Annotated in this window: 27 protein-coding genes; 22 read left to right on the top strand and 5 right to left on the bottom strand. The window is 63.4% G+C overall.

Annotated features, from left to right (window positions below; all coding sequences use genetic code 11):
- Nucleotides 1-413: 413 nt before the first annotated feature.
- The 4 genes from D578_RS0106075 to D578_RS0106060 all read right to left on the bottom strand — a co-directional run bounded on the left by D578_RS0106075 (nucleotide 414) and on the right by D578_RS0106060 (nucleotide 5,070).
- Complete coding sequence (locus D578_RS0106075) at nucleotides 414-1,619, bottom strand: replication initiation protein (protein WP_018949077.1); 1,206 nt, start codon at nucleotides 1,617-1,619, stop codon at nucleotides 414-416.
- A complete protein-coding gene (locus D578_RS0106070; RefSeq protein ID WP_018949076.1) occupies nucleotides 1,619-2,419 on the bottom strand; it encodes an ATP-binding protein in 801 nt (266 codons plus the stop codon). Before D578_RS0106070 ends, D578_RS0106075 begins: the two co-directional genes overlap by 1 nt.
- A gap of 18 nt (nucleotides 2,420-2,437) precedes the next feature.
- Entirely contained in the window at nucleotides 2,438-3,856 is a 1,419-nt protein-coding gene (locus D578_RS15110; RefSeq protein WP_051076325.1) for a RepB family plasmid replication initiator protein, read from the bottom strand.
- A gap of 743 nt (nucleotides 3,857-4,599) precedes the next feature.
- A complete protein-coding gene (locus D578_RS0106060; RefSeq protein WP_018949074.1) occupies nucleotides 4,600-5,070 on the bottom strand; it encodes a metal-dependent hydrolase in 471 nt (156 codons plus the stop codon).
- Nucleotides 5,071-5,179: 109 nt separating this feature from the next.
- Between D578_RS0106060 and D578_RS0106055 the strand changes: the two genes are divergently transcribed.
- The 7 genes from D578_RS0106055 (at nucleotide 5,180) to D578_RS0106025 (ending at nucleotide 11,230) form a co-directional block, all read left to right on the top strand.
- The gene (locus D578_RS0106055; protein ID WP_231364102.1) at nucleotides 5,180-5,455 is read left to right on the top strand and encodes a hypothetical protein; all 276 of its coding nucleotides are present in this window, start codon (nucleotides 5,180-5,182) and stop codon (nucleotides 5,453-5,455) included.
- A 116-nt stretch (nucleotides 5,456-5,571) separates the two neighbouring features.
- The gene (gene traW, locus D578_RS0106050) at nucleotides 5,572-6,171 is read left to right on the top strand and encodes a type-F conjugative transfer system protein TraW (RefSeq protein WP_026289213.1); all 600 of its coding nucleotides are present in this window, start codon (nucleotides 5,572-5,574) and stop codon (nucleotides 6,169-6,171) included.
- Nucleotides 6,171-7,199 (top strand): TraU family protein, encoded by a 1,029-nt coding sequence (locus D578_RS0106045; RefSeq protein ID WP_018949071.1) that lies wholly within the window; start codon nucleotides 6,171-6,173, stop codon nucleotides 7,197-7,199. The genes traW and D578_RS0106045 overlap by 1 nt, the downstream gene beginning before the upstream one ends.
- A gap of 11 nt (nucleotides 7,200-7,210) precedes the next feature.
- Complete coding sequence (trbC, locus tag D578_RS0106040; RefSeq protein ID WP_018949070.1) at nucleotides 7,211-7,990, top strand: type-F conjugative transfer system pilin assembly protein TrbC; 780 nt, start codon at nucleotides 7,211-7,213, stop codon at nucleotides 7,988-7,990.
- A gap of 68 nt (nucleotides 7,991-8,058) precedes the next feature.
- Nucleotides 8,059-9,693 carry a conjugal transfer protein TraN gene (traN, locus tag D578_RS0106035; protein ID WP_196800659.1) on the top strand — a complete coding sequence of 545 codons (1,635 nt, stop codon included), beginning with the start codon at nucleotides 8,059-8,061 and terminating at the stop codon, nucleotides 9,691-9,693.
- Nucleotides 9,690-10,673: a hypothetical protein gene (locus D578_RS0106030; protein ID WP_018949068.1), complete on the top strand. Its 984-nt coding sequence runs from the start codon at nucleotides 9,690-9,692 to the stop codon at nucleotides 10,671-10,673. The genes traN and D578_RS0106030 overlap by 4 nt, the downstream gene beginning before the upstream one ends.
- Nucleotides 10,674-10,744: 71 nt before the next feature.
- On the top strand, nucleotides 10,745-11,230 hold the full coding sequence (locus D578_RS0106025; RefSeq protein ID WP_042798363.1) for a hypothetical protein: 486 nt from the start codon (nucleotides 10,745-10,747) through the stop codon (nucleotides 11,228-11,230).
- Between the two features lie 65 nt (nucleotides 11,231-11,295).
- On the opposite strand, the gene D578_RS0106020 is transcribed toward D578_RS0106025, so the two are convergent.
- Nucleotides 11,296-11,610: a hypothetical protein gene (locus tag D578_RS0106020; RefSeq protein ID WP_231364100.1), complete on the bottom strand. Its 315-nt coding sequence runs from the start codon at nucleotides 11,608-11,610 to the stop codon at nucleotides 11,296-11,298.
- A gap of 56 nt (nucleotides 11,611-11,666) precedes the next feature.
- Here D578_RS0106020 and D578_RS0106015 point away from each other — a divergent pair, with 56 nt between their 5' ends.
- The 15 genes from D578_RS0106015 (at nucleotide 11,667) to D578_RS0105945 (ending at nucleotide 23,001) form a co-directional block, all read left to right on the top strand.
- Nucleotides 11,667-12,101, top strand: a complete 435-nt coding sequence (locus D578_RS0106015; RefSeq protein WP_018949065.1) for a hypothetical protein — start codon at nucleotides 11,667-11,669, stop codon at nucleotides 12,099-12,101.
- A 76-nt stretch (nucleotides 12,102-12,177) separates the two neighbouring features.
- Entirely contained in the window at nucleotides 12,178-12,408 is a 231-nt protein-coding gene (locus tag D578_RS0106010; protein WP_018949064.1) for a hypothetical protein, read from the top strand.
- 55 nt (nucleotides 12,409-12,463) lie between these two features.
- Complete coding sequence (locus tag D578_RS0106005; protein ID WP_026289212.1) at nucleotides 12,464-12,871, top strand: lytic transglycosylase domain-containing protein; 408 nt, start codon at nucleotides 12,464-12,466, stop codon at nucleotides 12,869-12,871.
- A 4-nt stretch (nucleotides 12,872-12,875) separates the two neighbouring features.
- Nucleotides 12,876-13,367 (top strand): hypothetical protein, encoded by a 492-nt coding sequence (locus D578_RS0106000; protein WP_018949062.1) that lies wholly within the window; start codon nucleotides 12,876-12,878, stop codon nucleotides 13,365-13,367.
- A gap of 21 nt (nucleotides 13,368-13,388) precedes the next feature.
- A complete protein-coding gene (gene traA, locus D578_RS14830; RefSeq protein WP_018949061.1) occupies nucleotides 13,389-13,745 on the top strand; it encodes a TraA family conjugative transfer protein in 357 nt (118 codons plus the stop codon).
- Entirely contained in the window at nucleotides 13,745-14,050 is a 306-nt protein-coding gene (gene traL, locus D578_RS0105990) for a type IV conjugative transfer system protein TraL (protein WP_018949060.1), read from the top strand. The genes traA and traL overlap by 1 nt, the downstream gene beginning before the upstream one ends.
- A gap of 40 nt (nucleotides 14,051-14,090) precedes the next feature.
- A complete protein-coding gene (gene traE / locus D578_RS0105985; protein WP_018949059.1) occupies nucleotides 14,091-14,678 on the top strand; it encodes a type IV conjugative transfer system protein TraE in 588 nt (195 codons plus the stop codon).
- 3 nt (nucleotides 14,679-14,681) lie between these two features.
- Nucleotides 14,682-15,707 carry a type-F conjugative transfer system secretin TraK gene (locus D578_RS0105980; protein ID WP_231364099.1) on the top strand — a complete coding sequence of 342 codons (1,026 nt, stop codon included), beginning with the start codon at nucleotides 14,682-14,684 and terminating at the stop codon, nucleotides 15,705-15,707.
- Nucleotides 15,707-17,092, top strand: a complete 1,386-nt coding sequence (locus D578_RS16150) for a TraB/VirB10 family protein (protein ID WP_018949057.1) — start codon at nucleotides 15,707-15,709, stop codon at nucleotides 17,090-17,092. The genes D578_RS0105980 and D578_RS16150 overlap by 1 nt, the downstream gene beginning before the upstream one ends.
- 15 nt (nucleotides 17,093-17,107) lie before the next feature.
- Entirely contained in the window at nucleotides 17,108-17,962 is an 855-nt protein-coding gene (locus D578_RS0105970; protein WP_018949056.1) for a DsbC family protein, read from the top strand.
- Nucleotides 17,962-18,492, top strand: coding sequence for a TraV family lipoprotein (locus tag D578_RS0105965; RefSeq protein ID WP_018949055.1), 531 nt, complete (start codon nucleotides 17,962-17,964; stop codon nucleotides 18,490-18,492). The genes D578_RS0105970 and D578_RS0105965 overlap by 1 nt, the downstream gene beginning before the upstream one ends.
- A 91-nt stretch (nucleotides 18,493-18,583) precedes the next feature.
- Complete coding sequence (gene traC, locus D578_RS0105960; RefSeq protein WP_231364098.1) at nucleotides 18,584-21,082, top strand: type IV secretion system protein TraC; 2,499 nt, start codon at nucleotides 18,584-18,586, stop codon at nucleotides 21,080-21,082.
- A gap of 4 nt (nucleotides 21,083-21,086) precedes the next feature.
- On the top strand, nucleotides 21,087-21,563 hold the full coding sequence (locus D578_RS0105955) for a hypothetical protein (RefSeq protein ID WP_018949053.1): 477 nt from the start codon (nucleotides 21,087-21,089) through the stop codon (nucleotides 21,561-21,563).
- Between the two features lie 31 nt (nucleotides 21,564-21,594).
- On the top strand, nucleotides 21,595-22,152 hold the full coding sequence (locus tag D578_RS0105950) for a S26 family signal peptidase (protein ID WP_026289210.1): 558 nt from the start codon (nucleotides 21,595-21,597) through the stop codon (nucleotides 22,150-22,152).
- Nucleotides 22,153-22,188: 36 nt separating this feature from the next.
- Complete coding sequence (locus tag D578_RS0105945; protein ID WP_155996764.1) at nucleotides 22,189-23,001, top strand: conjugal transfer protein TraF; 813 nt, start codon at nucleotides 22,189-22,191, stop codon at nucleotides 22,999-23,001.
- Nucleotides 23,002-23,003 lie beyond the last annotated feature (2 nt).

Here is a 23,003-nt window from a genome sequence, read left to right as displayed (position 1 = left end):
GTCAGAATCGCCAAGATACTGCGAATGCAATGTAAATGGTTGAAGTGCCACCCCGGCGCCGTAGGCGCTGCTTGGCCCGCCGCAGGCGATCCTCTGCGCCGTAGGCGCTCCTCCCTGTGCGCAAGCACTCCTTCTGGCTGCAAAGCAGCTTCTCTCCACGAGCGAAGCGAGTGGGTCAAAGGAAAACTCCCGCCGTAGGCGATCCTGCGCCACAGGCGCTCTTGCGCGATGCCGAATCCGGTTGCCCGGCCCGTTCGGGTGCGCGGCGTTTCGCCGCCGCCGGTTCGGAGGTCGATGAGCCCCGCCGCGTACTTCGCCGCCCAGGACCAAACGCCCACCATCGGAACAGGCCACGCCCTTCCCGAATCACGCCGCCCATGCCTCCCGGCTCGGGATACTGTACAAATGAACAGCTACCCGGCCACAGCACGCCGCAACCCATCTGAACCGGCCATCCGGCGGCGCAGCCAAGCCTTCCAGAGCCACATCGGCATCGCAGCCGGAACCGACACCTCGCCGCAGGACTCCTCCCGCCAATACGCCAGGCATCGAGCCGCCTCGGCCCGAAACATCGCGCGACCCCCCGGCAACCCACTGGCCTCGCAGAACGACTCCGCCCAGCTCAACCAGACTTCCGGCACCCTTGTATCAAGATCACGGCCCCGATCCCACTCACCAGGACCACACACAGCGCTCTCATTGAGATCGCAATGATGGTCTTCCTGGGCCTGCGGCCCAGCCGGTTCGGATGAGAGGGGAGGACTCGGTATTGCGGGGCAACGCGACCCGGTTCGGACCCACTCAACCCCCCGGCCAGAACCCCACCCAGAAACCACTTGCGACTGTGATTGTGACTGTGCCTGTAATAGTGACTGCGCCTGTAACTGTGACTGTGACACTTCCACGTTTTCGCTCTCATATTCAGCCACTTGCGAAACCCGCAGAAACGCGCGAAGGTCGCTCGTATCGACCTCAACACCCAGCAGCTTCCGGCCATCACGAATCGGCGCCGCATCCAGCTCGACCCCGAGCCGCTTTCGGATACGATCCAGCCCCTCGGCAATGATGAACCGGCGGAAATCCCCCTTCGCCGGGTAGCGGCCGACCAAGCCCAGCGCCTCCCTCAGCTCCGCGAGATCAAGACAGGCCCGGCCGTTCTCGCTCTTGACGGCGATCCATTCGAGAAGGCGGATCACGCGGGGCATCAGGCCCCGGATCAAGCTCGGCTCGTAGATCAGCACCCGGTCGCTCTCGGCCACGAGCTGCTGCAACGCCTCGGAGAACCGAAGAACGGCCTCGCCACGACCCTCCCGGTAGTCGGCGCGGTCCAGCCAGCGCAGGCGCAGACCCTTCCGCGCACAAGCAAGCTCCGCGCTCCCCAGGGTGTCGATCGCGTCCCGCACATCCCGATAGGCTGCCGCCGATGCTTTCGGCGGCATCATCGGTGCCACGTCCGGCATCGACACCAGCACATCCGGCACGGGCGCCGACACCGGCAGCGCGGCGAGGTCAACGCGCGCAAGCGCCGCACGAATCAGCCGTGCGGAGGTAAGGTCCATCTGGTATGCCGACTCGATCAGGCGAGAAGGCATCCGCACCGCAGGCACCGCCGAGCCCATCAGTGAAGGGCCTCCTGTACCGGAGGGGTCACCACTTTGCCTCGCTGGTCCTCGCCCTTGAATTGGACCGCATCCGACTCCGAGAAAAGGCGGCTCATACTCGCTTGCCCGCCCAGGCTCAGAGTAAGTTCCGTCAGGGTGACATTCGAGATCACCATGGTCGGGCGCATTTGCCCCCAGCGCTCGTCGAGCAGGTAGGCCAGTGTCTTGCGCTCCGAATCGGAATCCGGGGTGAAGCCGATCTCGTCGAGAACAAGCAGATCGGCCGACACCAGGGCATCGAGGATGTCTTCCGGGCGCTCGGCGGAATCCAGTGAGTACGACGACTTCAGGCGCATCATCAGCTTCGAGGCTTTCGTGTACACCGCGCGACCACCGGAGTCGTTCACCGTGTTCACCGTGCTCCATGCCAGGTGCGTCTTGCCGCCACCGATCGCCCCCAGGAAAACGACATTGCGCGCCTCGTCCGGGTTGGTCCGAAGGGCGTGGACAATGCCCTTCACCAACCGAAAGGCTTTTTCCTGCTCGCTGTTTCGCGGCTCGAACGACTCCAGACGCAAGCCTCTGAACCGGCGCGGGACTTCCGCCTCACCTTGGGCCTTCGCCGTCTGGATGCTGGAACGGTGGCGCTCCAGTTCTCGGCCTTCTTCGGCCGCTTCCGCCGCCTTGTCGCGCTCCATGCAATGCGGGCACTGACTCCACGGCTTGTCGCGAAAACTCATCGCCTCGTATGGCCCGTGCTCCGGGCACACGCGGTCTTCTCGCTTGATCTCCAGCGCTCCACCAATATGCTTCAGCATGATTCGGCTCCTTCCTGTCTACCTCTGACCGAAGACCGCTGCACGCAGGTCTTCGGGCTCGTTTTCTAGCTGCTCAGCCATCTGCTCGGCTGTCCTCACGGCACTCACCCGGTCTCCCGTGGCTTTTGCACCCGCACCTCCGAACCGGCCCGCGCGCTCCTTCTTCCACTGGAGTTCACGCCGCACCCAGTTCCGCCAGGTCGCGAGCCAATCCAGTTTCCGGGCCTCCTTTCCTGATTTGCTGCGCCAGTGATCCGCGAAAACCTCGCCAATCTCCTCGATCTCCGCGTCACTCAGGGCGGCCCCTTTGGCCTTGGCCTGCTCGGCGGCCCACTCGCGCCACTCGGCGGGCAGAACCCAATCGTCCGGCAGACGGGTTCCTTGGGTCTGAGTCTTCTTTACGGTCTTCTTGGGGGGTGTTTCGGTGTTGGCCTGCGGCTTGGCCGGTTCAGGTGCCGGTTCGGATGGGATGGGCTCCTCGATGTACAGGGGCAGCTCCATCGGTTCGGCATCGAGGAGGGGTAGGGGCTCATACGCCTCGGCCTGACTTTCAGCCTCCGCGTATTCGGCCGGGGCGGGGTTCTCGCTCTCCTGCGGCTGCGCGGCAGGTGACGGCTTTTCAGCTTTGGTCTTGCGGGTGTCGCCTTCTGGATTCGCCTCCAGAGCGCTGTCGATCAGCTCGGGAATCGGGGGCGTCTGCCTTTCCATCTGAAAACAGACCGCCACGGTCCATTTCGCCTCGCGAACCGGCTTGTAGCTCAGCCGCATGTCCGACATCGCGTTGATCTCGTCCACCGTTGGCTGAATGATCCGCCGCCGAAAGTCCTTCCAGGCCGGATACTTGTCTTCGAGACGGAGCATCCTTCGGAGGTCTTCGAGCGATACCGTGACCTCGGACCAGCGGCGATAGGACGCCAGCAGCTCATACATCCTTACCGAGTACGGCGACCCCATCCGGGCGACGAACTGGAGGTCGTATTGGAGGAAATGGCCCGAAAGGTTCTGGAGGAACGGCAACACGTCATAAGCAAACCGAAGCTCGACGCGGCCTTCCGAGGGAATGTAGCGAGCGCGCTGTACCCAGCGGCCCACGTCCAGCTCCGCGCCGCGATCGGGCTTCTCGTTCGGTTTTCCGCAGAACACGAGCTGAGCTTCATAAAGCTCGTCGGCGGCCTTCTTCAGCTCGCGATAAAGCCACCCCCCGCTCGCGTTTCTCAAAGGCGGAAACAGGCGCCGCAGGTCTTCCACCGACACGCTGAAGATGCGCGTCTCCGTGATCTCGCTGGAGCGATCCACCTGGGCGATCGTCGTCAACAGAACCCGCGTTGCCATCATGTTCAGCGAATAAGCCGCCTCAACGAAGGCGTTGGCCTTCACCACCATGCTCTTTTCGGGGTTCTTCGGGGCAACCTCACCCTCGACCGCTTCTGATCCCATGTGACCACCTGTTTTACAACGTAGTGCAATGCGAAAACATTAACTGATTGACCGGAGATTCTACCCAGGCATCAGCAGGTGTGCAAGCGGATTCAAAAGAACGCCAGAAATACCATCGGTATGCACAGCATGTTGCGGTGCCGCAAGGGGGTATTTGTCCCCTTGAAGCCCATGCGCCCCGACCAAGACGCATGAGAAACCGGCCCCTCTGGCTAGGTGAGGGGGTATTTGTCCCCCTGAGAGCGGTGGGGCTCCAAGGTGAGGGGGTATTTGTCCCCCTGAGAGCCTGTGCCTGGCCTCAGCACCCGTAACATTCACAAGCACAGTGACAGTGACAGTCACAAAAAACCGAGGGGGTATTTGTCCCCCTGAGAGACATCCCGCCCCGCGAAGCGAGGGGGCATTTGTCCCCTTGAGAGGGGGTATTTGTCCCCCTGAGAGGGGGTATTTGTCCCCCTGAGAAGGGGGCATTTGTCCCCTTGAGAGGGGGTATTTGTCCCCCTGAGAGGGGGTATTTGTCCCCCTGAGTTTCCGCCTCCTCCGCCTTTTCAGTGACTTACGCGCCCCCCAAAGGCAAAGGCAAAGTAAACCACAAAGGTCAAAGGAACAAAGGGAGCGCGTAACGCGCGTGCGGGCGCGTGCGGGCGCAGGCACGCGGGTACGCACACACACCCGCGCGTGCGCGCGCGAGACGCCTCCGGCTTCGCCTTCGGCCAGACCGCCGGTTCAGGAGGGGGGGGTGGTCAGGTGAGGAGGGAAATTGTCAGCCCCGTGCCGACCATGGCCGCACTGACGGCAACCAGCCAGAGCAATTCGGTACCGGGGCCGCTGACGCGCCGGAGGCTGTGCCGGACATCTGGCCGCCATACGGGAATCCCCATGGGAGTGAGCCAGTCCAGGGTGACGTGGAGCAGGCCGCCCAGGGCGAAGCCCCAGAGCACCGGCCACCCCTGGATTACCCCAGCCAGAGCCAGCAGCACCCACGCCGCGAGCCAGTGAGTCGCGGTCCTGTGCGGAACGGCCGAGTGACGAACCCGGCGGCGGCTCCAGGGCCAGAACCCTTCCTCCTTCCAGCGCGGAATCTCCAGCGCATCCGGAGCTGTGCTCCCCAGGTAGGCCGCCACGGCTGCGACGACCCCCGTACCCGATGGGAGCGCGGCAAGAATTGCCCCGCCCAGGGCGATCCCGCCGAGCTTGTGTGAGCTGGATTTCATGCCGCGTCGAGCCTATGGTTATGGTCTGTGGGTTGCGCTATAATACACCGAGACTACAATGCAACGCTAAAACCAAACGGCAGAACGACGCATGTTCCGGATGTTCGACATGATCTTTTTCGCTGGGGTGCTGTTCTTCCTTGGCTGGATTTTCCTCGCCTCGACCCCCGAGCAGCGGATGGATCGTGCGTGCGCCCCGATCTCCTGGGGCGGCCAGCTCGTCGAGGCGGGCGGCGAACTCGCCACGGAGCCGAACAGCACCACCGTTCGCCTGATTCGCGAGTACACCGACAAGGGCGTGTACGGCTGCCAGTACATCATCTGGCGCGCGTTCTACGCCCATCCCGATCAGCTCGAATCCGAAACCGAGGAGCAGGAAGTGTGAGACGCCGGACCATTCCATCGAAGATCGCAGGCGCTCTCGCCCCGGTGTTGTTGGCCGGGGCACCTGCGTTTGCGGACACCCCCGAACCGCAACCCCTTCCTGAACAGGCCCCCTCGCTGGGTCGGGAAGACCTCGGCGCTGTGGGGCCGGTGTATCCGATCGCGGAGGCCAACATGCTCGAATGGATCGAGCAGCAGCTTCTCAAGCGGGAGCAATCCGGCGAACTGGACCGGCTTCAGGAGGAGGCCGTCGAGCAAGCGCTGGATTCGCTGGAGAACCCGGACCCGAACAACCTCCCGACGCTGGACTACGACACGGTGCAGTACCACGACCCGTCGATCATGGCGACCCGAGACATTCGGGACCACGAGGGGCGGGTGATCGTGGAGAAAGGCACCACCGTTAATCCGCTCGACACCATCACCATGACCCGCGAAATGCTGTTCTTCGATGGCCGCGACCGGCGGCAGGTGGCGTGGGCGCGCGAGCGCATGGAGGAAGCGCGGGACGCGGGCAAGGTGCCCCGGCCGATCCTCGTTGCAGGCTCCTATCTGGAGCTGATGCGCGAATGGGAGGAGCAGGTCTTCTACGACCAGGGCGGCGCGCTGATCCGGCAGCTCGGGATCGGGGCCGTGCCGGTCCGCGTGTACCAAGAGGCCGGTAAGCGGGTGCTGACGCTCGAATACGAAAGCATGACCGGCAGAGGGCCACGCTGATGAAGTCGCTGATGAAGTGGGCCGCCGGGGCGGCCCTGGGTGTCCTGGCGCTCGTCGCTGCTCCCAATGCGAGTGCGACGACCTGCACCGGGGAGTTCGCCAATCCGATCACCGATCTGTGCTGGAGCTGCATGTACCCGATCAAGGTCGGTGGGGTCACGCTGATGGATGATGGTCAGCAGGACATCGACGGCCCATCCGGCCCACTTTGCAACTGCGGGCTCGACCTGGGGATCACGGTTTCCTTCTGGGAACCCCTGCGCCGAATCGACGTAAACCGCAAGCCCTACTGCATGGTTTCGTTGGGCGGCATCGAGGTCGATCCCGGCTTTGACGCGCCGGAGCACGGGCGCTCCATGTCCGGAACCGGTCAGGAATCGGGCCAGACCACGGCCTTCTATCAGGCCCATTACTACATGGACCCGGTGCTCTACTGGCTGGAAGTGATCCTCGACAATCCTTGCCTGGAGCGCAGCCCGTTCGACATCGCCTACATCACCGAAGTCGATCCGATGTGGAACGACGACGAGCTGACGCTGATCCTGAACCCGGACGCCAACCTGTTCACATCCATGGCGGCTTCGATTGCCTGCACAGCGGATTGCATCCAGGCCACCGCCGGGTTCCCGAGTAATGACTTGTACTGGTGTGCGGGCTGCCAAGGACCGCTGTATCCGCTTACCGGCAACATCGCGCACCACACCAGCGGGCCTCAGTCTGCTTCTCTGATTCTTCAGCGGTTGCTCTCGAAAATGCACCGTCAGCTCGCACTCTGGAGCGCGAATGGCTCGGATGGGCTCTGCGGCTACTACCCGCAGCCGATCATGGACAAGACCGAGTACAAGTACACGATGCTCTACCCGATCCCGCAGACGCGGAAGATTCGGGGCGAGTGCTGCCAGCCTCTCGGGCGCACCACGCAGGAGTGGGCGGCAGGCAAGGAGTATCCCTACAAGGGCGAGGATTTCGCGTTCCAGGTGTTCCGTAAGCGCGACTGCTGCCAGGGCGGGCTGGAGGCGATGTTCTGATGAGGAATTCCATGACTTCTACCGCGCTGACCCGCGCCCTGGTGATTGCCGGGGCGCTAGGCATTGCCGTTCCCGCCGCTGTTTCGGCGGATGTGTTGCAGCAGGCCCAGGACCGGATCGGTGACTACCAGCGGGAGTCGTCCGAGCGACTTCAGGACGATCGGTTGAGGGAAACCGCTGACGGTTCGGCCGAGGAGCGAATGCCGGATCAGGACCGCCCGCTGCCATCTGTCTCGGTTCCGGACATTGACCCCTCGGAGGTTGGCGTCGAGGCGATGGGGGCGTTTCTGGACCGCATGGAGTCCGGTGAGATCGCGTTGCCCGACCCGGCGGCCCTGGCCGATGGCGGGGTGCGCCTGATCGCCTTTGCCAGCTTCTCGATTCCCGACGAGAACCTGAAGCGCCTGATCCTGGATGTGAACCGGGCCGGAGGCGTTGTGTTGATGCAGGGGCTCCATGAGGACAGCTTCGAGGAAACCTCCAAGAAGGTCCGCGACATTGTGGGTCTCTCGACCGAATTCGAGTTCGACATCGACCCGCGCCTGTTCGTGACTCTCGGCATCGAGCGAGTGCCCACGTTCGCCCTGGTGGATGAGCCCGACTCCATTCTGGAGGCGAGCTGCACCCAGGGGCTCGGGGTGTGCGAGCAGGCCGATACCGAGGTACCGGCGCTCACCGTTTCCGGTGATGTCTCCGTGCGGTATGCGCTGGAGACGATGGAGCGGCGCGCTGGGCACTCCGACTGGCGCTTCGCCGCCGAGAACTACCTGAACGCGCTGGAGCGCGACTGACAAGGCCAGGACGCTTCGATATGACCCGACCCCAGTATTTGCTCCTCTTGGCCCTCCTGAAAGGGCTGATGCTGCTTACAGCGGCCTCCGCGCTCATGGCCCCGTGGGGCTCCGGCGCCCAGGCGTTCGATGCCTCGAAGTACGAGACGTGCTGGAGGTTGTCAACGGAGTGCGTGGACTCTGGGACGAAGACCATCGACGGCATGACGTTGACCCGTGAATGCTGGGAGTACGAGCAGACCTACGCCTGCTACACCGAGCATGTCGATTACTGCTCTCCGCTTGAGCGCGAGGACGGTTGTTTCGAGACTAGCTCCGTCTGCGCGGAGACGGACCATCGGGGCCAGTGCATTCGCTACACGAAGACCTTTCAGTGCAGCGACGAATTGGAACCGCAGCCGCAGCAGACCGAGAAGCTGGAAGATGCCTATGTGATCTCTAGCGAGGAGCTGGACTACTCGATGTGCGACGGGGAGAACGAAGACCCCTACTGCGCGGATGTCGAGCGCGTCTGTCTGGAGGGGCCGGAAACCCGGAATATCGACGGGAAGGATGTCTACCGCGAGTGCTGGAAGTGGGACTACCGCTATCACTGCCTCGGGGAGTGGGACGACACCTGTGATGCCATCGACTCGGGCTGCACGTTCTCCCATGAAGAATGCTTCTCCACGGTCGAGATCGACGGCGTTGAGGAATGCACGGCGACCAGCCGGTACTACGACTGCCCCGAGGAAGGTACGACCCGTACCTTCGAGTCCTGCGGGACCAATAGCGTGTGCGCGGACGGCAACTGCTTCGACACCAGCCACCCTTCTGCGGCGGATGACTTCCTTCAGGCCGCAACGGCGATGGAGGCGGCGCGTCAGGCGGGCGAATACTTCAACGAAGACGATTTCCAGATTTTCAAAGGTGAAGCCGAGCGCTGCCGCGTGTGGGTGCGTTTCGGCTCGGTACTCGGCATTTTCGGTGACCCCGATTGCTGTAGCGCCGGAGGCGGTACCGCCCGCTCGAACCAGTCCGTGATGCAGGAGGCAGGAATGGGCGCGGGTCGCGCGGCCGTGGATGCCGGGTACTCCATGGCATCCGACTACATGTACGACTTCATGTTCGATCAGGGCTCCGGGTGGATGGCGGACAAGGCGGTGGATGCCTGGTACTCCGGCTCTTGGGGGCCGGACTCCATCGGGACCGACTTCGGGATCGGGTTCTACGGCTTCGAGGTGTCCTGGTCCGCCGCAGGTGGTCTCCAGTTCGGGTTTGATCCGTGGTCGTTTGCCATCGCGGTCGCAATCCATGTCATTACGGAAATGATGGCGTGCGACGAGGACGAGATCATCACCGGGGGCAAGGTCGAAGCCGGTCTCTGCCACAAGATCGGCCGCCATTGCACGCGCGATGTGACTCTCATCGGGTGCGTGCGCCGTCACGATGAGTTCTGCTGCTACAACTCCAAGCTGGCCCGGATCATCAACGTCCAGGGCCGCCCGCAGATCGGAAAGTCTTGGGGTTCCCCCGGCTCGCAGGACTGCTCCGGCTTCAGCCCCGAGGAGTTCCAGCAGCTCGATTTCTCACAGATCGACATGAGCGAGTTCTACAACGACATCCTGAACTCGGCGCACGTTCCGGATGAGGGGCTGCTGAACGAAATGATCGAGAAGAACGCAGACCTGATTCAGCAAAGGACCGAGGACTTCTATCAATGAGATTTTCTCGAAACGCAATTTATGGCGCGTTGCTGCTCTCGTTGTCGCCCCTCGCTCACGCAGGCGCCTTTGAGGAAGGGCGTGCATTTTCGAGCGACATGGGGCGCCAGGAGATCAGCACGGATGCGGCGGCGGAACTACCGGACGCGGAGGGTGACACGTCCCAGCAGCGCGGATACTTCCAGGGCGGCCAGGGCAGCACGACCGGGCCGGGTACGACGCGGGTGCTGGAGTGCGATGCGCAGGGGAATGACGATCCGGAGTGCAATGCGATCAACTTTATGAACCAGAACCCGACGCCGGACTACCCGGTGAGCCGGGACGACCCGCTGCTTGAGGATGCCAAGGAGATCAGGAGCAACGCGGAGTCGATTGCGGGGCCGGACATGGACTCCGAAGCGGAGTGTGTCACCACGACCGTCTCAGGCCCGGACATGACGGTGGAGCAGAGCTGCGACGTGTTTCGCCACGGAAACGTAAGCCATTGCGATGTGGAGCGCGTGATCGAGGTGGACCGTGAGGTGGTCTACCAATGCGATGATGGATATTCGATGGATGAGTATTCTTGTAGCCAAACCTTAGAAGTTGAGGTTGAGCCTGCCTGTAGCCCTGGTGAGCAGTTTGCCGATGGTTTTCGGTGTGACTCCAGTATGCGAGTTCAGACGCATAGCGATCATTATGGCTGGCTAGATACGGGCCTAAACTATGGCGAAGGGGGGCGGGGGTCAAGTGGTTTTAGGATTTATTGCGTTCAACCTATACAGGGGGAGTGTTACGTATCCGTGAACGCTGAAGATTGGCGGCAATCATGTAGCGGGGGAGCTTGCACTATGTCTTTTTACCTTCGTTACTATGATATGCATGGCGGAGGCACTGGAGAGGATGGTCCTTACCTAGTGAATTATAACGCCGAACCGACGATCTCCGGTGAGGCGTGGGTGGATGGCTGCTCCGATGTGGATGCGATCACCCAGAACTAATGGTTTTCTCGAAGCATTATGCTTTTATAGTTTCTGGGGCTCTATCCCTTGCTTTTGTGGGCCCCACCGCAATGCTCTGGCTGGTGATCCCCGGTTTTTTTGGCGCCGCACTTTCCGTATCGGCCACGGTGGCGACCCTGGCGCTGGGCGCCTTTCTTCTCTGGAAGGGCTGGCAGGCTGAACGCCTGACCGGCCACCACTTCCGGGTGTTTCTGGCGCTAGCCTACGACGACGACCGCGTGTACCGCCTCGCGAAGCAGATCGAGCGGGAGAAGCGGCGGCCGACGCGCGGGGACTTGCGAGAGGCGATGGCCGAGCACGCCGAGACGCTTGCCAAGCGGGGCGCGAAGCGGTTGTCCGAACGCTCGGCTGCCCCCAAGGGTGAGCCTGAGCCTGAACCAGCGGCAGGGACGCCCGACGACGAGGGCCGGACGACGACCGAAGACGCGAAGCAGGCGCACGAGGACAAGATGGAGGCGCGGCGCCAGGAGAAGGCGAAGCGCCTGGAGGCGCGCAGGAAGCGGCTCAAGGAAGCGAAGGCGGCGAGTGTGGCCTAGAGCGGGCAGGCCGGTTCAACAGGGTGATCCGAGGGCGGCGATGCCGCCCTTTTTCGTGCCATGGATCAGGCGCTCTCGTCTTCGTCAGCGCTCTTTCCCCGGCCATAGGGGTCGGGGTGGTGGTGTTTCGGGATGCAGCGGCCCGTGGCTTGTCGCGTGGCCCTCACCGAGCGGTCGATCAGGAACGAGGCCATCACCACGCCCAGGCCGCCCATGCCCCCGCGCCCCAGCTCGTGCTGGATGCCCAGGTCTACGCGCGGCCCCTTGCATGGAGGCGGTGTCTCGCCGCTCCCTTTCGGAGCGGAGGCGCACCCGGCCGTCACCACGGCGACGAGGCCAATCGCCGCGATTCGTGCCATCCCTGATGAAAGACTTGCCATGCGTGTGTTCTCCCGTTACCATTGAATCAGCTTGTACATTACACGAAGGAAACGCAATGAACCAGAAGCATAAGCGAGGCCCCGGCGTGGCCGCACTGATCGCGGCGCTGACCGTTGGTTTCTCGGGTCTGCTCCACGCGGGAACGGAACTCGAATCCCACGGGGAGGGCGAGTGGATGGAGCTTTCCTTCGAGGAGCACTTGATGAAGGCGACCATCCAGGGTGCCTCGCGCGGCCCGGCTGGAGACGACATGCAGCGCATGTTCGAGCGAACCACGGGCTCCAGCGAACCCGTGGAAATCCGTGCCGAGCGCCAGAACATGATTGAAGGCCAGCCGGGGTGCGCGGTGGTCTTCATGTACTTCGTGCAGGAGGGTGTCCCGGTAGTCGATCGCGACGGGAATCCGGCCGGAACCAAGCCGTTCGAGATTCGCTACCACGTCGAGCGCTGCGCGGACGGGGACATTCCGGAGTACCGAAGCGCCCGGTAAAAATGCAGCGAGAAACAATCAATCGCGCACACACAAGACAATGTACTTTTCAGGTATCCTCTGGGGAGAATCAGTAATGCAGACGAACCAGCCCTTGCATCGCCAGATCATCCGCATCTTGAGCGCGCGAAAGAGCGCAGCGCTTGTTCATTCCATCGCCAGTGAGGTGACGGTGACCCGGCATGAAGGCCGTGTGCATTCGGCTCTCATGGAGCTGCGCGAAGCCGGGGTCGTGACCTGGTGCTCGAATGGGTGGCGGCTGAAGCAGGCCGAGGATTGCATCGAGGCCCGGCGCCGTGCGGCCTGATCGCTCCCTACTTGCGGCCGCGGCCCTTCTGGCCTTCTCCGGGGGAGTGGGACAGGTGCAGGCCGCCCCGCCGGAGCTGGAGAGCTGCTTCCAGGAGGCGGCCGAGCGCTATGACGTATCCGCGCCCCTTCTCAAAGCGATCGCGGAGGTGGAATCGAGCTTCCGCCCGGACGCGATCAACCGGGCCAACGGCAACGGCACCTATGACGTAGGCGTTATGCAGATCAATTCGTGGTGGTTCCCGCGCCTGGAGCGCGATTACGGCATCACGGAAACGGACCTCATGGAGCCGTGCATGAACATCAAGGTCGGCGCGTGGATTCTCGCGACGAACTTTCAGCAGGTGGGTTGGAGCTGGCAGGCCATTGGGGCCTACAACGCGGGCACCGGCCGAGGCGAAGAACGAGAACGGCTGCGGCTGGGCTATGCCGAGCGTGTCTATGCAGCCCTTGAGAGGTACTGAGGACATGACGAACAAGGGAGCGCTTCGCGCGGTGGTGGTGGCGGCGGGACTGGCTGTGCTGGCTGGTTGCGCGACACCGAAGGCGAGCAATGACGAAGCCGTGGACGTGTTCGATTCCATCGGCAACCCGATCCTGGGCGTGAAAGCGAACACGGACGCGAAGTGCATCGTGCCGGTGCGGACGAAGCAATTTCGGGGCGATCACGTCTGCGACGTGGCGCATCCCGTCTGGAGCGCCGCCAGTCGCGAGGAAAGCCTGACCCGTGACCGGGTGGGCGACCGCGCGGCGGCGCGTGAACACGATCCGTCTCAGCCGGGGTGGGGGCGTTCGGATACCCGTGATCCGAGTGGCCCCGTCTCCGGTGAGGAGGGTCGTCTGGCTCTGGCTTGGGAGCGCTATTGCGACGGCGGCCAGGGCATGACCGATGAGGACTGGACGCTCATCGAGGGGCGTGATGTCCCCGATCACATCACGAACTGCAATCCACCCAAGTAAATCCTCCAAGGGAGACTGAAGATGAACGCAATCCGTTCTGCAATCCGCTACGCGGACAACGTGAGCATGAAGGCCGCAACCGCCGTCGATTCCAACCACAAGAGCCTGCTGCTGATGCTGCTGGTAATGACCGCGATCTACGCTTCGGCGGCCGTTGCGGGCACGAGTGGCGGCGAGTTTCAGGGTATCTACGACCAGGTGAAGGGCTGGACCGAAGGCTATCTCGGTAAGGCCATCGCCCTGTTCGCCTTCCTGCTGGGCCTCGGTGTGGGCGTGGCTCGTCAGAGCCCGATCCCGGCGATCTCCGGCGTGGTGTTCGCGCTGTTTGTCGCCTTTGGCCCGGACATCATCGAAGGCATTGCGTCGGCGGTGATCTGATGGGCGGCAGCGGCCCCGAGTTCTCGAACCGGATACCGCGCTATCTCGACGCGCAGCCCAAGGTGTTTATGTGGGATGCCGACGAGTTCGTAGTGGCGATGGCGCCCCTTGGGATCGGCATTGTCACGGGGTTCATCCTGACTAGCATCGTCTTGGGTGTGCTGATGGCCTACGGCCTGGCGAAGCTCAAGAAGGGGCAGGGGAGCGGCTTTATGATGCGCGCCGCCTACTGGTATTTGCCCAGCGGCGGCCTTGCAAAGCTGAAGCGAACCCCGCCGTCGCATATTCGGGAATTTGTGGGATAAGGCACCCCGCCCAGCCGGGCGGGGCTTTTAAGGAGCAGACATGAAGCGCGAGCAGTACAAATCCAAGGTCGCGGCCCTGATGGGGACTCAGGCGATGTTGCGCTACGCATTGGGCGCGGCGGTCGTCGTCAATCTGGCCCTCATCGTTGCGCTGTTTCAGTTGGCGGGCAACACGAAGACCGTGGTGGTGCCCCCTGGGATCGACGAGCCCTTCTGGATCACGCAGGACAATGTGGACCGGAAATATATTGAATCTCTCGGTATGTTTCTTGTGTCTTTGGGGTACAATGTAACTCCATCGTCAATCGAGTATCAGACCGAGAATTTTATGGACTGGGTTCACCCGAGCATTCACGGCGAGCTGCGCAGCGACATGGTGCGCCTGGCGAACCGGATCAAGCGGGAGAACGCCTCCATGTACTTCTCCCCGATGCGGGTTGAGCTGGATCGCGGCGGTGAGGGTATCCCTCGTGTCGCGGTGTTCGGTGACGTGACCCGCAAGGTGGGGAGTCGCGAGACAAGCCGCGAACGAGTCGCGGTGGTGATGAGCTTCACCGTGGTCGGCGGCCGGGTGTACCTCACCCGCTACAACCAGGCGGAAGACCCCAACAAACCCTTTGAGAGCTAAGCGATGCGAATGATGCAAAAGCTGGTAGCAGTCGTGGCGGTGCAGGCTGCTCTTGGCCTTTCGGCCACGGCAATCGCCGCCGACGCGCCCACTCACACGGTCGAGCCGGGCCAGAATCTCCACCTGATCGCCATGAGCTACGGCATTTCCTGGGCGGAGCTGGCCGAGCTGAACGACCTTCAGAATCCGAACGAGATCGAGGAAGGGATGGAGCTGGTCCTTCCCGAGCGTCTGGCTGGGCGTATGCCGACCCAGCGCTCGGATGGCCCGGTTGCGCCCCCGGCACCCGAGCGTTCCTCCGGGGCGATCCCAACCGTATCCGGCGCCCCGGCGGCGCTGACGCAGGTTCATCCGGTAGAGCCGAATGACACCGTTGAGGTCAGCGTCTCGCGCGGCGAGGTAAACCGCCTCGCGATCGAAGGCGGCCGGATCACGGATGTCACCGGGGCCTCCGAGCACCTGTTGATCGAGGGCGACGATGAGCGCGGCCAGGTGTTCTTCCGCTTTAACCCGCAAACGATGCGCAGCGGGTCGAGCGAGCGCACCGAATGGCGTCCGATCTCCCTGTTCGTGAGCGACGACCGGGGGGCGACCTACACCGTGATTCTGCGCCCGGACGGCCAATCCACGACTTCGATCATCCTGCGACCCACCTTTGGGCAGCTTCCGCACACGATCAACCACAAGCGCACGACCGGGCCGGGTACCCCGTACCAGCAGCGCTTGATGGGGCTGATCCGGACCATGCACCGAAACGACAAGGATTCGAGCCACTACCAGGCGACCCCTCGCGGGACCGAAACCCAGCGCTGGGACGGCCTACCGATGCGCCTGATTCGCGATTGGAGCGGGGATGGATTGATGGGCCAGGAGTATTCCGTGCGCAACGACTCCAGCCAGCGCCTCTCGCTGTCTGAAGCCGAGTTCGCGACCCAGGGCGTCCTCGCCGTCGCGATTGACGAGCACGAGCTGGAGCCGGGCGAAGCCGCCCGAGTCTTTGTCGTTCAGCAGTCTGCGGGAGGCCGGTAATGGCGAAGGATGTGAATGTTCGTGATCCGGCGGCGGTACTCAAGCGCCAGAAGATGATGCTGTACGGCGGTGGCGGTGCTCTGTTTCTCGCCGTCCTCGGCCTGATCGCGGTTTCGGAAAGCGGTGGCGATGGCGACCGGCCGGACCCGGTGGTGGTCGAGCGCACCGATATTCGTTCGGGTGGGGAGTCACTGACGGATTCCGAAATCTGGGTGGCGCGCTCCGAGGCGGTTCTGGGTGACCTTCAGGACTCGATCCGCTCGCTGGAAGGCCAGCTTGCCCGCATGGAACGGGATAACGAACGCCTGCGTGATGATCTCGACGAAGCGCGCGACCGCGTGGCGGAATCGACGGCCGTTCGTGGCGGAGGTGGCGATCCGTTTGCGATCGACAGCCCGTTTGTTCCGCCGCCCCCGCCGTCCCCTGACAACCTGGAAGCGGACCCGGAACCGGATACGGCCGAGCGGGGCGTGGTCCCGCCGCCCCCTCCGGGTTCTCGCCGGGAGGGTGGTGGTGAAGAACGCGCGGATCGTCCGCGCGAGCCGGACGTGGTTCGCGGCATTGCCCGCGTCTCTCTTGGCGACCCCCGCCGAGAGGCGCGCGAAGCGCGCGAGCAGGAGGAAGCCGAGCAGCGTGAGCAGGAGGAGGCCGGCTCCCGGAACGTGGGCACTTACATCCCCTCCGGGTCGTTCGTTCGCGCCAACATCATCGGCGGAATCGACGCCCCCACGGGCGGCACTGCCCAGGGCGACCCCCATCCGCTGCTGATGCGCCTGTCCGACAACTCCATCCTCCCCAACCGATTCCGGGGCAAGGTGAAGGAGTGCTTTATGACGGGTGCGGGCTACGGCGACATTTCGAGTGAGCGTGCCTACGTTCGCGTCGAGAGCCTGTCCTGTGTCCTGCCGGATGGTTCCGTGATCGACCAGTCCGTTGATGCCTATGTCGTCGGTGAAGACGGCAAGGCTGGCATCCGGGGCCGCCTGGTCAGCAAGCAGGGTCAGCTCATCGCTCGCGCCTTGATGGCCGGAATCGTCGGCGGCATTGGCGAGGGCTTCTCGCAGGCCAGCACCACGCTTCGCACGACCGGAACCGGGACGACCCGCGACGTTGATCCGGGGGATGTCCTGGAGTACGGCACCGCAAGCGGTGTGGGCTCCGCAATGGAGCGTCTGGCTGATTACTACGTCCAGGCAGCCGAGCAGACCTATCCGGTAATCGAAGTGCCCGCAGGCCGCGACGTATCCGTGGTGTTCCTGCGTGGCGCGGAGCTGGACGGAAATGTGAATAACGCGGGTCGCGAGGCGGGCTTCGAGCCGATCGTGACCGACGAAGATCGAGCGCTGGCCCGCACGGGTGTTCGCTCTCGTGTGAACGTGCGCTAACTGGAGACTTGGAAGATGAAGAAGGCACTGATCGTATCCGCCCTTGCGGCGGCAATGGCCCAGTCACCGGCTTGGGCCGAAGGTGAGCGCGGGGGCGGCACACCCGCCTCCGTGGCGGAGATTATCAGCTTCGACGTGGAGCAGATGAGCGCGGCGGAGGCGGAGGCCGTGATCCGGCAGCAGTTCCCCAATAGCCGAATCGCGAGTGTCACGCCCTCTCCGGTCACGGGGCTCTACGAGGTCGTGGCGGGCAGCAACGTGTTCTACGTCCGCCCAGGTGAGCCCTACATCGTCGCGGGACATATCTTTGCGACCGACGACCAGCAGGACATCACAGCCGAGCGTAAGCGCGAGCTGGGGCTGTCGGCCGCCACTTCGGCCGGTGAGTCGGCCGCACCCGCGACGGCGCCCGTACAGGCGGGTGGAAGCTCCGATATTTGGGAGAACCTGCCGAGCGACATGATGATCGTGACGGGACCGGAGGATGCACCCGCCATTGCTCTGTTCACGGACCCGGCGTGCCCACATTGCACCCGTTTCGAGCAGGCCCTTCCCTCGATGGGGGACATTCGGGTTTACCGATTGATGATGCCGCTTTCCCGTGATCCGGCCGCGCGCCAGCAGGCCGCGATGGCGCTGTGCGCGGCTGATCCGATGTCTGCCTATACCCGCCTGATTAACGGGCAGGGCGCCCCGTCCGTGGACGACCAGGCGTGCTTGGCGCGGGCGCAGGAATACATCGGTGAGGTGGAGCGCTTCGCCGCCCGCTCGGGCATCCGGGGCACCCCGTTCTTCGTGCGCCCGGATGGCGACAACCGGATTGGTTTCAATCCCCAGGGCTTCGAGTCCTGGGCCAAGGGGGGTAACTGATGAAGGGAACAACCACGACCACGATCCGTTTCGGAGCGCTGGCCGGGGCCGTGATGCTGGCCTCGGGCTGTGCCTCCACGATGGGGATGGGGGAAAGCAACCTGTCGTGCCCGTACCCGGAGGGTGACCAGTGTTTGAGCCTGGAGGACGCCTACGCCAACTCCATTGCGGATACCGATGCGCGTGATGCCGCTCGGGCGGCGCCGACCGCGCTCCCACAACAGGCCATGCCGCCGCGCCTGCCCTCGGGCGCTCCGATCCTGAGCGAGCCGGAAATCCTCCGGGTCTGGGTCGGGCCGTGGGAAGACGAGGTGGGTCAGTTCCACGACCAGTCCTATGTCTACACCGTGGTCCGTGAGGGTCAGTGGGTGCTCAAGCGCAACCACCAGGCGCAGGACGATCGCTTCATCAACCTGCAAGCGCCGGATACCAGCCCCCTCGTGATTGAGGAGGAGGCGCCGGAGCGCATGACCGATGAGGAGGCCACGCAGTCGGCCGTGGACTTCCTGAACCAGCAGGCGAACCAGTAAGGGGCCAGACGTGTTTGATCTTAATGCGCTGAAACGGCAGGTGAAGGAGTGGGTTGGGTCGAGTCTTCAGGACACCCCGGACGACGAGGTGATGGAGGGCGCGCTGCCGCCCACGCTATCCCGAATGGCTCAGTGCATGGAGCATCACCGCTTCTCTGACCTGCTGAACTACGAGTCCTATGACGAGGAGACGAGCCTGTTCTTCAACTCGGCAAGCCACGGCTTCGCCTTCGAGTGTGCCCCGCTGGTCGGGGCCTCCGAGGAAACCGTCCGGGTGCTGCTGGGGCTTTTCAAGCAGTCCCTCCCGACCGGAGCGACGATCCAGACGATGCTTTATGCCTCGCCCCAAGTGCTTCCGGTGATGAAGGAGTGGGCAAAGATGCGCCTCCCCGATCAGGAGTACAGCCCCGAGGAGCTGGACCGACTCGGGCGCACCCCGCGTTCGACCAACGTGTACCGGAGGATGGCGCGGCGGCGGCTCGATTATCTGCTGAAAGGGCGCTGGAACTCGCTGTTTGAGGGGCAAGAGTATCGCCTTCGCAACTTCCGGCTATTCATCACCGTCAGCCTGCCGGGCAACGATCCGACCGAGACGGAGATCAAGCACGCGATCAGTGCCCGAGACGGCTTCGAGGGGACGCTGCGCACGGCCGGAATTCAGTCGCGCCAGATGAAGCCCCGTGACCTGATTACCTTGCTGCACGAAATCCTGAACCCGAATGCGACCGAGCACGTCCGTGAGGCCCGGCAGTACGACGAAGGAGCCTTGATCCGCGATCAGGTGATCGACCGGGATACCGTGTATCGGGTCGGCGCTCAGGGCATGACGATCAACGACACCGCTGTTCGCTCCTATACCGTCCAGGGTTACCCCCAGGAAATGCTCCTGCCGTACATGACGGGCCTGATCGGTGACGAGTTTCAGGAAACGATGCAGGTTCCGGCACCTTTCCTCCTCTGCTGCAACATCCGGATTCCGGATCGGGAAGCGCTGCGGAGCAAGGTGCAGATGAAGACCGCGCGTGCCGTCCAGTCGGCTGACTCGCAGATGGCCCGGATCATGCCCGACATGGGCGCGAAGGCGGAGGAGTGGAAGTACATTTCCGATGCGGTCGAGAAGGGCGTCGATCTGGTCGAGGTATCGCACTCGGTCATCATGCTCTCGCGTCCGGAGACGGCGAATGCGGCCGAGAACAAGCTGCTCTCAATGTGGCGCTCGAAGGGGTGGACCCTGAGCCGTGACAGCTTTCTCCAGGTGCAGGGTTTCCTCGCGTCCCTTCCTTTCGGGTACGACTCACAGATGGCTGCGGACTTCGCCTCGATGAAGCGCACCCGAAAAATGACGGAATGGAACGCGGCCAACATGATGCCGCTGATGGCTGAATGGGGTGGCACGGGCACGCCCCGGATGATGCTGATGGGGCGTCGGGGGCAGCCTCTTTCCTTCGACGTGTTCGACGTGTCGCAGGCGGGGAACATGAACGCGGCGATCGTCGCGTCCTCGGGCTCCGGCAAGAGCTTCTTCCTGAACGAAATGGCGACGGCCTATGTCGGCACCGGCGGACGGGTCTGGATCATCGACGTGGGCCGGTCGTACCAGCGGACGTGCGAGCTGCTGGGCGGCCAGTTCATCGAGTTTGGCGAAAAATCGAAGATCAACGTCAACCCGTTCACCTTCATCGACACGCTCGATAAGGACCGTATCCGGCTGCTGAAAGACATCGTGAGCCAGGCGATCTCCTCCCAGCGCGAACTCACGGACCTGGAGGGCTCGTGGGTCGAGCAGGCGATCAATTATGCGTGGGCGGAAAAGGGCAACCAGGCGACATTGACGGACGTGGCCCATCACCTGATCCATGTGAACCCGGATGCGCGTGCGCATGACCTCGGAGACATGCTCTATCCGTACACGAAGGACGGCATGTATGCCGACTACTTCGAGGGTCCGGCCAACCTGAACTTCAACTCGTCGCTTGTGGTGCTGGAGCTTGAGGAGCTGAAGGGGCGGAAAGACCTTCAGGCGGTGATCCTGCTCATCATCATGCTTCAGATTCAGGAGGCGATGTACCTCTCCCACCAGTCGGGAAATCGGGAGCAGCCGAAAATCTGCATCATCGACGAGGCGTGGGACTTGATGAGCGGCGGCAAGGCGGCTGACTTCATTGAGACCGGGTACCGCCGGGCGCGGAAGTATGGCGGGAGCTTTATGACCGCGACCCAGGGCGTCAACGACTACTTCAAGAACGACGCTTCCCGAGCGGCGTGGGAAAACGCGGACTGGATGTTCCTGCTTCGCCAGAAGGAGGAGTCCATCGACGACCTGAAGAACTCGGGCCGGTTCAAGGTGGAGGGGTACACCGAGCGCCTGCTGCGCTCGGTGAAGACCCAGCAGGGCCAGTATTCCGAGATTTTCGTCAAGAGTCCGCTGGGCTCGGGGATCGGTCGCCTGATCGCGGACCCCTTCAGCGAATTCATGTACTCGACCAAGGCCGACGAAGTGGCCGCTATCAACCAGCTCCAGGAGAACGGGGTCGCTCTGGCAGATGCCATCGAAATCGTGATCGAGCAGCGAAAGGGCAAGAAGGAGTGACCCAATGAGCAACGAGAATCCCAACGAGAACGTAAACGCTGGCCCGGCGCCCCAGGGCGCTTCGGCCCCCAACACGGCCGAGCTGGCCGCGAAACAGCGCACGATGCGCTTCATCCTGTTCGGCGTGTACTTCGCGCTGGCTGTTGTGCTGCTGGTTCTGGTGGCGCGATACGCGATGCCGGAGGGCATGGTTTCCGGCGGCCACCAGATCGGCGTCGTCAATGTGGCGGGGCTGATGGAGGAGTATCAGCGCACGGCGCTGGATCACGTCATCGAAGGGGACGAGCAGGCGCAGATGGCCGCGATGAGCCAAGCGACGGCTTTCGCAGAGCGCGTGGACCAAGCGCTGCTGGTTCTCGCTGAGCGCAACCCCGGCCTCGTGCTGATCCAGTCCCAGGCGGTCGCCGTCGAGGCGGGCCTTGAAGACTACACGGACGATCTGCGCGCCATTCTGGAGCCGCAGGCGTCTCCTGCCCGCTGAACCGGCCGTCATGGGTGCTGAGGCTTCCGTGATGCCCGAGAGCCGCCCGGATGTGCCCGTGAGAGTGCGGGTGCTCCGGGCGGCGCTCGTTGCGGCCGCCCTGCTGGCGTGGCCGGTCCATGCGCTCGTGAGCGCGGTGTCGGATCGCTACATGTTCGCGCTCAATCTCACCGAGAGCCTGCCGGAGCGGGTTTTCTGGGTCGAGCGTGTGGAGTCCGAGGGCAACCCGTCCAATCGCGCGATCATCGAGGAGCTGAGCTTCGGGGATCGTATCGCTTTCCTCGTGGGAGAGGGGGCGCGCGACCACTATCGGCCGGACACCGTGTTCGTGAAAGAGGTCCGAGGCGTGGCGGGGCAGACCGTCAGCGTGGACGAGAATCGGATTGTTCACATCGACGGTCAGCCGGTCGCCAAGGCAAAGCCGGAGTCGGGGCGCGGGCTCCCCCTGGAGGTGGTTGAGGGGGGCGTCATTCCTGATGGGAAGGTGTTTGTCTGGACCCCACACGAAGACTCCTACGACTCGCGCTATGCGGACATCGGCCTGATTGGTTATTCTCGCATCGTCGGAACAGTCCGCTTTCAATTCTGATAGAATTACAATGTTCTTCTTCTGAATGGATTGACCATGAGAATCACTTGCAAGGGTTGGGTGCGCGGCCTGCTGATGGCCGGAGTGGCGGCAAGCGTCGGTCTTGCGCAGGCCAATCCGGGCACCAGTTCGGGTTTCTACGGAGATCGCGAGCGGGGTTGGTTCTGGTACGAGCAGCCCCCGGAACCGCCGAAACCGCCGGAGCCCGAGCCCGAGCCGGAAATCGTCCCGATTGTTCCGGAGCTTTCGGCGCGTGAGCGCCTTGAGGCGCTTCAGGAGGAGATCGAGGAGGCCAAGGCCCTCGCAATCCTGGAGCCGACGCAGGAGAACATCGCCGCCTACCTCGAAATGCAGGACGCGATGATGAACCGCTCGATGGTCTTCGCGGACACCTGGCGCCGCACGCTCTGGGATCGCCCCGACCTCGATTACAGCACCGAGCGCCCGGTCGTGCAGTCCGGGGTCCGGGAGCAGCGCCGGATCGAGGATCGGGAGATCGCTCAGGCCGTGGACCACGTTCGCGACGAGAGGGGGCTGGTCTTCTTCTACATGAACCGCGAGGAATGCCCGTACTGCGAAGTGCAGTCCCGCCACGTCGAGCGTTTTGCTCGCGAAAACAACCTGACCGTCCGAGCCATCACGCTCGACGGGAGCACCAACGAATACTTCCCGGAGGCGCGTCAGGACGATGGGCTTGCGGAAGCCTTCGGCGTTCAGGAAGCGCCGGGCCTGTTCCTCGTGAATCCGGTAACCGGCGAGGTGGATTCCGTGGGGTACGGGGTGATTGATGATGCGGAGCTGGGTAAGCGCCTGCGTCGGATCGTGTCGCTTGAAATTGGAGAGTTCTGAGC

It is taken from the genome of Thioalkalivibrio sp. ALMg11, from assembly GCF_000377905.1.
In the GTDB taxonomy this organism is placed as follows: domain Bacteria; phylum Pseudomonadota; class Gammaproteobacteria; order Ectothiorhodospirales; family Ectothiorhodospiraceae; genus Thioalkalivibrio.
Note: the sequence above shows the minus strand (reverse complement) of the source record. Positions and strands in the feature narration are given on the sequence as shown.